Origin of the sequence: Thalassospira profundimaris (assembly GCF_003326755.1) — a bacterium.
Lineage (GTDB): Bacteria > Pseudomonadota > Alphaproteobacteria > Rhodospirillales > Thalassospiraceae > Thalassospira > Thalassospira profundimaris_B.
The window spans coordinates 335,353-348,646 of sequence record NZ_JPWH01000001.1; the positions used below are offsets into that span (position 1 = coordinate 335,353).

The 13,294-nt window shown below is 54.1% G+C and carries 10 protein-coding genes; 6 read left to right on the plus strand and 4 right to left on the minus strand.

All coding sequences use genetic code 11. The features are described 5' to 3' along the window. Window positions 1-23: 23 nt before the first annotated feature. The 3 genes from TH25_RS01540 to hutC form a co-directional block, all read right to left on the minus strand. On the minus strand, window positions 24-1,382 hold the full coding sequence (locus TH25_RS01540; RefSeq protein ID WP_181847326.1) for an undecaprenyl-phosphate glucose phosphotransferase: 1,359 nt from the start codon (window positions 1,380-1,382) through the stop codon (window positions 24-26). A gap of 463 nt (window positions 1,383-1,845) precedes the next feature. Then, window positions 1,846-2,322, minus strand: a complete 477-nt coding sequence (locus tag TH25_RS01545; RefSeq protein ID WP_114086653.1) for a VanZ family protein — start codon at window positions 2,320-2,322, stop codon at window positions 1,846-1,848. Between the two features lie 98 nt (window positions 2,323-2,420). After that, window positions 2,421-3,212, minus strand: coding sequence for a histidine utilization repressor (gene hutC, locus TH25_RS01550; RefSeq protein ID WP_181847328.1), 792 nt, complete (start codon window positions 3,210-3,212; stop codon window positions 2,421-2,423). Window positions 3,213-3,532: 320 nt separating this feature from the next. On the opposite strand from hutC, the gene hutH reads away from it, so the two are divergent. From hutH to TH25_RS01585, 6 genes are all read left to right on the plus strand, one after another. After that, window positions 3,533-5,065, plus strand: coding sequence for a histidine ammonia-lyase (hutH, locus tag TH25_RS01560; RefSeq protein WP_473243019.1), 1,533 nt, complete (start codon window positions 3,533-3,535; stop codon window positions 5,063-5,065). A gap of 135 nt (window positions 5,066-5,200) precedes the next feature. Beyond that, entirely contained in the window at window positions 5,201-6,430 is a 1,230-nt protein-coding gene (gene hutI, locus TH25_RS01565; RefSeq protein WP_114086657.1) for an imidazolonepropionase, read from the plus strand. A 509-nt stretch (window positions 6,431-6,939) separates the two neighbouring features. Beyond that, window positions 6,940-7,536: a helix-turn-helix transcriptional regulator gene (locus TH25_RS24845; protein ID WP_181847330.1), complete on the plus strand. Its 597-nt coding sequence runs from the start codon at window positions 6,940-6,942 to the stop codon at window positions 7,534-7,536. Between the two features lie 110 nt (window positions 7,537-7,646). Continuing rightward, entirely contained in the window at window positions 7,647-8,888 is a 1,242-nt protein-coding gene (locus tag TH25_RS01575) for an MFS transporter (RefSeq protein WP_181847332.1), read from the plus strand. A gap of 91 nt (window positions 8,889-8,979) precedes the next feature. Then, window positions 8,980-11,097, plus strand: coding sequence for a TonB-dependent receptor (locus tag TH25_RS01580; RefSeq protein WP_114086660.1), 2,118 nt, complete (start codon window positions 8,980-8,982; stop codon window positions 11,095-11,097). An 8-nt stretch (window positions 11,098-11,105) separates the two neighbouring features. Further along, a complete protein-coding gene (locus TH25_RS01585) occupies window positions 11,106-12,101 on the plus strand; it encodes a methyltransferase (RefSeq protein WP_258549009.1) in 996 nt (331 codons plus the stop codon). A gap of 56 nt (window positions 12,102-12,157) precedes the next feature. Here the strand turns inward: TH25_RS01585 and TH25_RS01590 are convergent, their stop codons facing one another. Beyond that, the gene (locus TH25_RS01590) at window positions 12,158-13,252 is read right to left on the minus strand and encodes an AbrB family transcriptional regulator (RefSeq protein WP_114086662.1); all 1,095 of its coding nucleotides are present in this window, start codon (window positions 13,250-13,252) and stop codon (window positions 12,158-12,160) included. Window positions 13,253-13,294: the final 42 nt, after the last annotated feature.

The following is a 13,294-nucleotide window of genomic DNA, read 5'->3' on the forward strand; positions in this document are numbered from 1 at the left end:
GCGTGTAGTTTACATTTGAAATGCTAATATGCATTCCGATGAACAAAACCATTCAGCAGGGTCATAAACATAATCCGCATATCGAGCCATGGCGACCAGTTCTGGATGTAATACATGTCGTGCAGCACGCGCTGGCGCATTTTTTCGTCCGTGTCGGTTTCGCCGCGCCAGCCATTGACCTGGGCCCAGCCTGTAATGCCGGGTTTTACCCGGTGGCGAGCGAAGTAGCCGTCAATTCGGGTGCGGTAAAGCTGGTTATGGGCTGTGGCATGGGGGCGCGGGCCGACCAGCGACATGTCCCCACGCAGCACGTTGAACAGCTGTGGCAGCTCGTCCAGGCTGGTTTTCCGCAGAAATGCGCCCAGCGGTGTAATGCGCGGGTCGTTGCGGCGCGCCTGTTGCACTTTTTCCGGGGTGTCGGTCATTTTATCCACATACATGGATCGAAATTTCATCACCCGGATTGTTTCGCCATTAAATCCGTGACGCAACTGCGCAAATAATACCGGCCCCTGGCTGCTTGCCTTTACCGCAATGGCAATGGCGAGCATGAAAGGTGAGAGCAGTATGAGTGCCACAGATCCAAGTATAACATCTTCCAGCCGCTTGACCCACCAGCCGCGATTGCCAAAGGGTCGCATCGCACGGCGCAAAAACGGCAGACCGGCGAGAATAACCCATTCGCTCGCCACATCTCCGGCCTGGCCTTCATTTAAATCGGAAATTTCCACCAGGTCCGATGAAATGGCACCAATATCGTCGAGAATATCGGCATAGCGGATTTTATCGCTGGAATTGACGGCCATCACCACGATATCAGGCTGGGCTGTTCGCATATTGTGCAGGGCATCGCGCAGGCTGTCATCAGCTTGTGCGCCTGGAACAATGCGATGGTTATGCACAATATTGAAGCTATGGCTTTCGGCCCGGGCGCGTAATTGCGAGATGATCAGCGGTTCTGGCGCACTATTAATGAGCGCCACGCGCGGACGGAAATGCCCAGCTTTGCCTTTGCGCCGTAACCACACAAAAACGCCAACACGTAGTGCGATTAACAAGAAGGTCCCGGCGAGTAATGAATAGCCCGTCCAAAGGCGGGAGAAATCTTCGGAAACCTTGGCAAAATAGGCAAAGACCAGTAGCAGCGCATAGGTGCCGAGTTGCGCTGTAAGTAACCGGAACAAGCCGATTTGCATGGTTTCAGGGTTTAGCGTCTGATAGCCGCGGATCATGATCATGATCATGAGATACAGCAACGGCGCCATAAAGGTGGGCACCAGAAAACCGTCGGGCGGGAAAAAAGTATCAAATCTTAGCAGGGAGGCAATAACCGCACCCGCCAGCAGGAGGAACACATCCCCCAGCGTAAAAAGGTCGCGCAAAATTGCCTGATTTCTGCCGTGTGTTAACACCCAGCATTCCCCCCGTTAAAACCTGACAAAGCGCACCCCGCACTTTGCCAGTCATCGTCCCTGTGCATGTTTCGGACGCACTGCCGTTTACCAAAGCAGGTTTCCGTCTTCCTGCTCGTTCCCCAAACTGGTCAAACGTATAAATTAGTTAACGCTTTGCCTAGCAAGCTGACAAGCGAAATGGAACTGTCCATAAGAATAGCAAAATTGCGGTTGCAATGTCACTCAAATGAGAATGATCTTTTTGATCCCTTTGGAAGGCGGGTAAGATATTGAAAAAATATATCAATTTTGAATGATATAAATTCCGCGACAACAAGCACTTGTCAGAAAATTTTCATGGTTGTGAGGATCCTGAAGTCGCCTGTCTGACTGACAGGTTTGGATCTACACTCATCCCAGAGGCACTAGATGATTTCGCATCGGCGATGGTTCAACCCGCCCGGCGCACCAATGCCGCCAAAATCATGCCGGCCCCAGCACCGCACAGGCTGGCCGTCATATCGGCGAGCGAGGCAATGCGGCCATTGCCAAAATGGGCCTGCATCAGTTCCAGCCCCGGCGCACCGAGAATAACCAGCAGGACAAAGAACAAGCCGGTTTTGCGCCAGCCGCAGACCATGATCGGCCAAAAGGCCATCCCGGCAAATACGCCAACATGGACAAATTTATCGAGATTGTGTTTGTCGGTCACGGCGAAGCGGCGTTCCACCCCGGCATAGCCAATCACGACCATTGCCAGGACCCATAACAATAAACACCAAACCCGATAACGATACAAAAACGCGATCAGTTGCCCCAGAAAGCCATCGCCGGGCGCAGCACTATGTGGTGTGGCTTCGGAAGAGTTTTGTTCATGCCCGGATGTTTGCGGTAGGTCTGTGCCGGATTGTGCAGTTTTGTCAGGCATGAAACATCCATTTTAGAGCGTCTGAACGACTTGATAAGCCTAAGCAATATATCAGGGCATCCATGTCGACAACTCTCTGTTGATGTTTAACGTCAATCTTAACCATCACTGGGCTGATTTGGGGCAAAGTGCCCGCCCAGCTGATAGCTTTCACCGGGATGAATGAACTTTGCCACCGTAATCGGTGTGCCATGAAACCAGGTGCGCCGGTGCAGCACCAGGCAGGGGGCGCCATAGGCAATATCAAGCCGTTTCGCCGTGATGTTATCGGCGGCAACCGCCTCGATCAGATGTTGGGCATCGGAATAGGGCGCATTTTCCAGAAGCCAGGCGGCGGCGGTAATATCGCGAAAATCCTGGCGGGCAAAGGCCGGGGCCGCTGCCAGATTAACCCAGCGATCCTCGATCTGAACAGGCTGTCCATCCTCCCGGTGCAGGCAGATAAAATGACTAAGCATTTCCCCCGGCGTCAAACCGAATTGGGTGGCAAGGCCTGCATCGGCCTCAATCGTTTCAAAGGTGATGATTTCGCAGTCATGGCGATGCCCGCGTGCGCGGATATCACGCTCGATCGCCCGGATCTCCAGAAGCGGCGATTGTGCCTTACGGTCCGCAACATAGGTGCCCGCCCCCCGGGTCCGGGTCAGCACGCCTTCGGCCACCAATTCGCGTAAGGCGCGGTTGACCGTCATACGCGATGCCTGAAAAACCGTGACCAGTTCCATTTCGGTTGGAATTTGCTGCCCGGCAATCCAGTGCCCGGAAATAACCTGGCGCGCCAGCACACGTTTGATCTGGGCATAAAGTGGGCCATTGCCATCAAGGGTCAGGTTGGTCGCGGGCAGGGGTGCAGGTAAATCCTGGGTCAAGGAACGGGCCTTTTTCGTCATGTCTGATGTTGTCATCGGCGTAAAAGAGGCAATGGAACCAGAGAGCTAAACACGATTTCGTTAAATGTATAGATCTTTTGGGCCCGTATGATGCCGGGACATATCAAAAATATCGCAATATTCAGGCATTTTGCATCCGAAAACCTTTCTCTTGCCAAGTTGACAAAAGGCAATTTATATATTTGTATATACATATTAGATCAAAAGAAGGCCTATGGCCCGGCAATTCACGGGCGGCGGTCTATTGATGCCGGTTATGCCGGATATGACATTGCAATCACCGTGCCCCAAACAGGGCCTCAACCTGCCGATGGTGAAAAATCATGGAAACGATCAAATTAATCCCGGGCGAATTGACACTGGCCCAATTGCGCAAAATTGCCGCAGGCAATGTGCAGATCGATATTGACGATACCTGCTGGGAGCGGGTTGCCATCGCCGCCGGTACGGTGGAAGAAGTGCTCAAACGCGGCAAAAGCGTTTATGGCATCAATACCGGCTTTGGCCTGATGGCAAAAACCCGCATCGATGAAGACAGCCTGCGCGATTTGCAGCGCAATCTGGTGCTCTCGCACTGCACGGGTACGGGCGATCCGGTGCCTGACGCGGTTGTGCGTCTGATTTTGGCCTTAAAAGTCACAAGCCTTGCCGCCGGGCATTCCGGTGTGCGTCCGATGGTGATTGATGCGCTGATTGCCCTGTTTAATCATGGTGTTTACCCGATCATTCCGGCCAAGGGATCGGTCGGGGCCTCGGGTGATCTGGCACCGCTGGCACATATGAGCCTGGCCCTGATCGGCGAGGGGGATGTGCGCCAGAGCGGCACCATGATGCCCGCCGTTCAGGGCTTGGCAAAGGCCGGGATCGAGGCCGTCACCCTTGCACCGAAGGAAGGCCTGGCCCTGTTAAACGGGACCCAGGTTTCAACCGCGCTAACCCTTTCGGGCCTGTTTGCCATAGAGGATAATTTTGCCGCCGCCGTTTTAGCCGGTTCGGTGTCGGTGGATGCAGCCAAGGGCAGCGATACCCCGTTTGATGAACGCATTCATAAACTGCGCCGCCAGCCGGGCCAGATTGCGGTTGCCGCGAAATACCGTGAATTGCTGGCCGATTCCGAAATTCGCCGATCCCATGTTGATTGCGAACGGGTGCAGGACCCGTACTCCCTGCGCTGTCAGCCCCAGGTGATGGGGGCGTGTCTGGATCAGATCAATCATGCCGCCGCCATTCTGGAACGCGAGGCCAATGCCGTAACCGATAACCCGCTGATCTTCCCCGATCAGGGCGATATTCTTTCGGGGGGGAACTTCCATGCCGAGCCAGTGGCCTTCGCGGCCGATATTCTGGCGATTGCGGCATCGGAAATTGGTGCCATTGCCGAACGACGCATTGCCCTGTTGATTGACCCGGCAATGGTCGATTTACCGGCATTTCTGGTGGAAAATGGCGGTTTGAATTCCGGTTTCATGATTGCGCAGGTCACAGCGGCGGCCCTGGCATCGGAAAACAAAACGCTGGCCCATCCGGCATCGATTGACAGTTTGCCAACCTCGGCCAATCAGGAAGACCATGTGTCGATGGCAACCTTTGCCGGGCGGCGTTTGGCCGATATTGCCGATAATGTGAATGGTATTTTGGCAATTGAAATGCTGGCCGCCTGCCAGGCCATTGAATTTCGCCGCCCGATGACCTCTAGCGAAGCACTGGAAAAAGTGATTGCATCGGTGCGGGCGGTGGCCGCCTTTTATGACAGGGACCGCTATTTCGCCCCCGATATTGCCGCGGTAAAGACCCTTTTGAAATCATCGGTCATTCACGGCTATGTCGATGATCTTTTGCCCAGCTTTGCCTGATCAATTGGCTCCCCCGAAAGGGGAAGGCCGGTCAGGATGAGCCTGAAAACATGAGCGACTGCGCCATTGACGTTATTACGTGAATGGCGCATGCTTATGTATATACATATAAACTGCCAGGACAGGGATAAAACCATGTGGGATCATATCTGGATCAACGGTCAATTTGCCACCATGAACCCGGCCATCGAGACGCCTTATGGTGCCCTTGAAAATGGGGCCATCGCGGTAAAGGACGGCAAGATCGCCTGGATTGGTTCGATGGATGACCTGGCAGGGGACCCGGCAAAGCTGGCCGCAAAAGTCAGCGATTTGGCCGGGGCCTGGGTCACACCCGGTCTGGTCGATTGTCACACCCATCTGGTGTATGGCGGCAACCGGGCAGATGAATTTGAAAAACGCCTGAATGGCGTAAGTTACGAGGAAATTGCCCGGGCGGGTGGCGGCATTCGTGCCTCGGTCACGGCAACCCGTGCCGCAAGCGAAGACGAATTGGTGGCAAAAGCGCAAAAGCGTTTGAATAATTTGCTGCGCGAGGGGGTGACCACCCTGGAAATCAAATCGGGTTATGGTCTGCGCACCGAAGACGAAGCCAAAATGCTGCGCGCGGCCCGTCGCCTTGGCCGGGAAAATGACCTTGATGTGGTGACGACATTCCTTGGAGCGCATGCGCTGCCACCAGAATATGCGGATGATGCCGATGGGTATATCGAGCTTGTATGTTCGGAAATGCTGCCGGCCATTGCGGCCGAGGGGCTGGCCGATGCCGTGGATGCGTTTTGTGAAAATATTGCCTTCAATACCGAACAAACCCGCCGCGTGTTCGAGGCCGCGCGCAAGCTGAACCTGCCGGTGAAATTGCATGCTGAACAGTTAAGCGATCAAAAAGGCAGCATCCTTGCAGCGGATTATCACGCCCTTTCAACCGATCATCTGGAATATCTGGAAGAAGACGGTGTGGCGGCGATGGCAAAGGCCGGGGTGACGGCGGTGTTGCTGCCCGGTGCCTTTTATTGCCTGCGTGAAACCAAATTGCCGCCGCTTGACCTGTTACGCCAGCATGGGGTGAATATCGCGATTGCGACCGACAGCAACCCGGGCACCTCGCCCGCCTTGTCGCTGCTGTTAATGGCCAATATGGCCTGTACCCTGTTTCGCATGACACCGGAAGAATCCCTGGCGGGTATTACCCGCAACGGTGCGCGTGCCCTGGGGCGTGGCGACACCCACGGCACCCTCGAAACCGGCAAGGTTGCCGATTTTGTGGTCTGGGGTATCGATAGCCCGGCTGAACTGTCCTATGCCATTGGCGGTAATCCCTGTCAGACAGTGATTTATAAAGGCATCGAGCGTACGCCTGGCTGATAGGGGGCTTTACTTTCCTGACAGGTTTTTGCGGGAAACATACATCCAGCGACATTACTGAGTATCATTATCATTCTTAATAACCTACAATTGGTAATGCGATTGTGTGTTGTAAGAAGGTTCCTCTGATGACTCTTTCTCCGGCGCTGCAAGATATGCCATCGGGCATATTAAATGTGAATGCAGATCATTTGTCCGGTTTTGTTGCGGAACGTGGATGGCGGGAAAATCAGCTTTCTGTGCGTCATGGCCGTACGCGTTTCGTCACAGGAAATATTGCGTCGGGAATTTCGATTACCAAAAGCGATTGTCTTCTAAAACAGGATTTTCGATCCCGTGTAGATCATGACGCGCCGGTTGCGATTTTGGGCTTCGGCATTGCAGGACACAGTAATTTTTCCTTTGGGCGTCATTCAAAATCGTCTTTGGTCCGTCCGGGCGATATTTGGCTTTATACGCCTGATGATCAGGCAATGTGTCGCCACACACCTGCCGGTCAGGGGTGCCAGATGGTGGCCGTTAAATTTGGTGGTCATCGCATTGCATCGGTATTGGATGAAATGGCGGATAGCGGGGTGAGTTCGGTTCAATCCGGCGGTCATGCGATACGCTTGAATACCGGTCTGGACATGCCGGCGACCTTGCGTGATTTGCTTGCCAATCCGCTTGTCACAGCGTTGGATCGTCTTGCGGCGGAAAGTGCTGCCTTGGCGCTGCTGGTCGATTGTTTGCAAACAATGCCAATAATCGATCCAGGCCTGCCCGGTGCCGTTTCGGCAGAGGAAAAACGGGTGATCGCGCAGGTTCGTGACGTGCTGACCAAGGATCTTTCCTGCCCGCCGGACCTTGAAACACTGGCCCGGATGACCGGATTTACCCATACCCGGCTTAATCGGTGTTTCCGCAAGGTATATGGCACAACCGTGTTTGCCTGGTTGCGTGAATACCGGCTGGAACAGGCCAGAATATTGCTGGGCCGGGACCATCAAAGCATTACCGATATTGCCTATTTTTGTGGCTTTAGCAGTTCCAGCCATTTTGGCAGTTGTTTTCGCGCGCGCTTTGGCCTGACACCACAGCAATATCGTTGTTGCCCTGAAAAGTGAAATGATGTTCGCCCGATGATGGTGGATGTTCGCCATATGATAGCGCCGGAAAACAGACCTTTCTACGAGACGGGATGACTATTTCGTCACGGATCATGGGAAGGGATCAGATGGATCGGAACATTGCCAAACCGGAAGGTTTTAGCAGAACAGACATGATTGCCCGGAGATGTCTGGTTGGGGCGCTGATTGCAAATGCAACAGGACATTCATTTATCCTGATTGTGATGCCGTCTTTGGGCCGGGTATTTGGGTTTGGTGATATGCAGACGGGCCTTTTGGTTGGCATGTCGGCATTGTTATTGGCCCTGTCCGGTCCGTTTTGGGGGGCCATTAGTGACCGTAAAGGCCGTCGCCCGGTTTTATTGACGGCTTTGATTTCCGCGGTTGGGTTTTTGCTCCTGTTAGCGGGAATTCTATATAAACGCGCGGCATTTGATCATCCTGGCAGTTTGTTCGCCGTTTTGCTGTGCGCACGGCTTGTTCAGGTGGGGTTGGGCGGTGGTTTGATGCCGGCCGCCCAGGCGTGGCTGGCTGATCGTTCCGGTCCGCAACAGCGGGCTTCTGCAATGGCACTGATGGGAAGTGCCTTTGGGCTGGGGTCCATTCTGGGCGGTATTGTTGCCTGGCTGATGAGTGCGACAGCCCTGCTTCCGGCATTGGGTCTGATTGCGGGGTTTATCCTGTTTACCATTGTGGGGCTGGTCTTGACCCTGCAGGATGATCCACACAAAGTCGTGCCTCAACAGGCGTCATCTTTGTTCCCGGCAAACGGGGGGCGGATCAATTTATATGGTTTAGTGCCGTTTTTGATGGTTACTGTCTGCGGCTTGTCTGTTTACGGGCTGTTGTATCAGGTCACACCTTTGCGGTTGCAGGATGTGATGGGTTTTTCAGCGGAACAGGCCATGCAGCAAAGCGGCAGGATGATGATGCTGTCACTGGCAGGCATGGTGGTGGCCCAGGGCATTGGTGTGCGTATGTTGCGCTGGCGTCCGGCTGTTTTGCTGCAAAGCGGGGCGATCATGGCGATATTGGCCATGATCGGTGCTGTGGCAGCGCCCACATTATTGCCCCTGACATTATCAATGATTTTTTTGGGCATTTCCCTGGGGTTGTTAATCCCGGGAAATCTGGCTTTGTTAAGCCTTGCCGTGGGGCCGGATGCGCAGGCACGTGGGGCGGGAATAAATGCCATTGCCCAGGGAATTGGCATGGCAGCAGGCCCGGTGGCCGGGGCGGGGCTGTATCAGGTCTCCGAAATCGCACCTTATGTGCTGAATGTTTTTCTGTTGGTATTGATTGGCGTCATCTCCCTGTTTTTGCGCCGTAAATATGCGTTCGCCGTTTGATATTCCCGTGTTCGGCATTTGATCGCGGCTTTTTCCAACACGCACTAAGCCTTTTCACCGGATTAACCTGGAAAAGGGAAGGGTACAAAGGATGCGTATCGGGAAAAGAGGCCTTGGTGCCACGGTCTCTGTTATGGCGGTTTGTTTGGGCAATATGGCGGCTACCGCCCAGGAGGGCGCAGGGCCAAAAACGGAAAAGACAGACGATCCCGTATCGGTTTTTCAAACGGAACCGGTGGTGATTGATGCAAGGCGTTGGCAGGAAACGCTGGATCGTATTCCAGGCAGTGTTTCGGTCTTCGGGAAATCTGCCCTGGACCGGCCGATGGTGGATGATCTGGCCGTGATCGCAAAAAAGGTGCCCAATGTTCAGATCGAACAAAGCACCATTTTAAAGCGTGTAGTGATTCGAGGCATGACGGCCACGGATACATCCATGCAGGACCCGGTGGGATATTTTGTTAATGATGTGGCTTTGCCGCATGGTGCCATGCAGGCGCCGCGCCTGTTTGATGCCGACAGCATGGAAATTATCAAAGGGCCGCAGGGAACCCTGTATGGGCGCAATACCGAAGCAGGCGCCATCAAGGTTTCTACCGCAACACCGGACTGGTCAAACAGTGCCGAAATGGGGCTGGAAACCTATTTTGAGGATGGCGCGCGAAACTGGGTGCCGGGCTATGTTGCCAATGCCAGGGTTTCAGGTGTGATTGTGCCGGACAAGGCCGCCGTAAGTTTTGCCCTGCGGGGGGAAACAACGGATGGCGTCTATTACAACCAGTATGATGACAGCAAAAAGGGTGGTGATGATAATAATTTCACCAGTTCGGCCGGGCTGAGTATTTGGGCCGGTGATGATACCGAAATCACGTTAAAAAGCGTGATTGACCGGCAAAATCTTGGCAAGCAGCGTATTCGCTATACCGACGGGGCACGGGCGACCGACCGTTTTGTGACCAACTATAATTCAACAAGTTATGATGACAGTTTAAGTGCCGTTCAATCCCTGCGGGTGGATCATGACTTTGATGGTTTGAAGCTGACATCGGTTTCGGGCTGGGCGCATTATGACCGTGACTTTGAGATGGATCTTGATGCCTGGACCCTGCCATCCTTGCCCACGCAGCTTTCCAATCAAAACGATGCCCTGTCCCAGGAAGTGCGCCTGTCATCCGATCAGCCTGGTTCGGACTGGCGGTGGCTGGCGGGTTTGTATGGTTTTTATGAATGGTCAAATACCGATTTTCGCTTTTCCACCCCGCGCACAACCCGCCTGACAGATATTGAACAAACCGGGGCGGCTGCGTTTGGTCAGGTGGAAGTCAATGTGACGGAAAAAGTCCGCCTGGGCGGTGGGGCACGGCTTGAGCGTATCAGCCAGGAAGGATCTCAGCATTATGACAGTGGTACGGGCAACCGCGCCTATTATGCGGATCATACGACGACAACCACCGTCTTGCCCAAGGTTTCGCTTTCTTACGATGTTTCCGATGGTGTGATGGCCTATGCCTCTTATGCGCGGGGCTATTTGCCCGGCGGGTATAATTATGCGCAATCAACCGATATTTCCGGTTTTACCTATGACCCTGAATATAGCTGGACGGCGGAAACCGGCGTGAAATTAGCGGCCTTTGATGGGCAGTTAACGACGGATCTTTCCCTGTTCCACACCAAAGTCACCGACATGCAGATCATTGATTTTGTGGTTGGGGGAAACCAGAAAGTTTCAAATGCGGGTGAAGCGGAAATTTATGGCCTGGAAGTCAGTGCCGATGGACGCGTAACCGAGGAATGGTCGGTTTATGGCTCGTTCGGGTTGCAGCATGCCGAAGCAACATCCTATCGGACGACAACGGCCATGGGCGCGACACAGGATTTTTCGGGCAACAGATTGCCAATGGCAGCGAGCTATACCTATGCGGCGGGTCTTTCCTATCGGCAAAATGGCGAAAATGGCTGGTTTGGTCAGGCCGGGCTTAACGGGTCGGGGCCGTATTATTTCAATAGTCAGAATACCGCCCGTCAGGATGCTTATGCCATTACCGATGCGGAAATCGGCTATCGCCTCGGGCGGTCGGAAGTTTCGCTTTGGATGTCCAATATTTTTGATCAGGAAACCTACCGCCGGGCGACGGCAACAATGGCGGGTATGGTTGTAGAAGACGGGCAAGCCCGCACAATCGGGGTGAACTGGCGGGTAAAATGGTAAATTCCGTGATGAATAAACAAGATAACCTGCTGCCCGCCACATTGTTTGATTTGGTGCAGGCCCCGTTGCGCTGGCAAGTTGTCAAAATTGCCTTTTCACAGGGTATTTTTGATCATTTGGTGACCCCTTTAACAGCGCAAGACCTGGCGACAAAACTGGGTTTTGATGCGGTGCGCTGTGAATTATACCTGAATGCCCTGTGCGCGATGGGACTGATTGAAAAACAGCAGGGACTGTTTGCTAATCGCGCCGAATATGGTGATTTCTTGCGAAGCGATGGTAAAAAATCCATCGGTGAATTGTTCCTTCAGCTCTCGCAAACCCGGCATGATGATCTTGAACTGTTATTGCGGGGGGCTGAAAAGACGGTACCTCTGGATATGAACAGTGAAGAGCACTGGGATGGGGCTGCCAAAAGCTTGTTGGCTTTTCATCGGGCCGTGGCCGGAAAGCAGATGTTTGCCTGCCTTAGTGAATTGCCGGAATGGGAAAATGCCCGGCATGTTCTCGATATTGGGGCGGGGTCATCGATTTTGGCGCAAGGAATTGTGACTTCCCACCCGGCGCGGCAGGTCACAATCATTGATTTACCGCCTTTGGCCCGGCGGATGAAGCAAGAACAATTGGTGGATTTCCCTGCCCGTGAGCGTGTTAACGTGATTGAGGGGGATTTTAACCTTGTTGATTTGCCCGAGAAGCAGGATGTGATTTGGGCGTCGATGACGCTTTATTATGCCCGCGACCTTGAGGCGCTTTTGCGCCGTTGCCACAAGGCCCTGGCCCCTGGTGGGGTGTTTGTCAGCTTTCATGAAGAATTGTGCCAAGAACGAACAGCACCAGAATCCCATATTGTTGGGCGGCTGGTACCGGCCATGAAGGGCAACGCCACGTCATTTGACAAAGACCAGATCGCACAGGCGGTGCGGGCGGCCGGTTTTGCCAGTGTTTCGGTCCGCACGGTACAAACCGTCGTTGGTCCAATGGCCGTAACAGTTGGACGATAGCCGGTTTTGGCATATGGCTGCAAAGCGCTTTAGCGTAAAGGGTAGGGTATGGATTTTCAGCCCTGCAATTTACGCAAATGCCGGTTTTGCAGCCATTTTGCCAGCATCGGGGCCAGCAGCACGATTTCAAAAATGCGGACGATATGGTGAAAGGCGACAAAGCTGGGTTCGATATTCAGCGCAAGCGCAATGAGCGACATTTCGGCCACTCCGCCCGGGGCAAAGGCCAGTAATACCGCCATGAAATTCAAATTCAGCCACAGCGAAACGCCATAGGCCACCAGCCCGGTAAATCCGATAATCACGATGGTTGCCAATATGGCATAACCCGACAGTCGGACCAGAAAAGCCAGTTTGACCCCGGCAAAGCGGCTGCCAATGGCCGCCCCCAAAATAAGCAGGCTGCCCGACAACAGCCAGTCGGGCAAATTGCCCACCACAATACCGCTGACATGCAGGGAGGCACTGGCAAGCATCGCGCCGGTCATTTCGGCCGCCGGAATGCGCAGGCGCCGAAACAGCAATATTGTGGCAAGGGCGCAGGCCGCGGTAAGCAGGCCTTCATTCAGGGTCATGATGGCGGCATGGCCGTCGCCGTGGCTGTTGGCAACAACACCGGTCATTAATAACACGATCATGGGGGCGGACATCACCAGCAGCAAAACACGCAGGCCCTGTGTCAGGGCGATTTCCTGTTCATTGCCGCCAGCCGCAGCGCCGAGGACCACCATCGGGGTTAATCCACCCGGCGTGGCGGAAAATAGCGCGGTGGCGGGGTCCAGGCGGGCCACCTTGATGTAAAACCAGGTAATAATCGCGGTAATAACGGGCACATAGAGCAAAACGGCAATCATGCTGGCAGGCCAGCGCGCGGCATGGTCAAAGGTATCGGGGGTAAAGGAACCGCCAAGGAAAACGCCGATAACCCCCAAAATCACGGCGCGAAATTTCATCGGCACCGCCATTGGCAGGCGTAACAGGGCCAGAACAAAGGTTGCCAGCATCGGCCCCATCATCCAGGCCAGGGGCATGGCGATATAATCGGCAATAAGCCCCCCCAGCAAACCGACAAAAAGGGCGGTAAACAGCAAGCGGAAAAAACGCGGTGTCAGACCTGACAGGAAAGTGTTCAAACCGGATGGCACAGCCATGTTCTACCTGATCTGTTTATGGGGGGACGTTATCATTTAACC

Bases quoted from the DNA above. Each gene is read 5' to 3' on its own strand.
- TH25_RS01545 (WP_114086653.1), bottom strand. From the start codon at position 2,322: ATGCCTGACAAAACTGCACAATCCGGCACAGACCTACCGCAAACATCC.
- hutC (WP_181847328.1), bottom strand. From the start codon at position 3,212: ATGACGAAAAAGGCCCGTTCCTTGACCCAGGATTTACCTGCACCCCTG.
- hutI (WP_114086657.1), top strand. From the start codon at position 5,201: ATGTGGGATCATATCTGGATCAACGGTCAATTTGCCACCATGAACCCG.
- TH25_RS24845 (WP_181847330.1), top strand. From the start codon at position 6,940: ATGGTGGCCGTTAAATTTGGTGGTCATCGCATTGCATCGGTATTGGAT.
- TH25_RS01575 (WP_181847332.1), top strand. From the start codon at position 7,647: ATGGATCGGAACATTGCCAAACCGGAAGGTTTTAGCAGAACAGACATG.
- TH25_RS01580 (WP_114086660.1), top strand. From the start codon at position 8,980: ATGCGTATCGGGAAAAGAGGCCTTGGTGCCACGGTCTCTGTTATGGCG.
- TH25_RS01585 (WP_258549009.1), top strand. From the start codon at position 11,106: ATGAATAAACAAGATAACCTGCTGCCCGCCACATTGTTTGATTTGGTG.
- TH25_RS01590 (WP_114086662.1), bottom strand. From the start codon at position 13,252: ATGGCTGTGCCATCCGGTTTGAACACTTTCCTGTCAGGTCTGACACCG.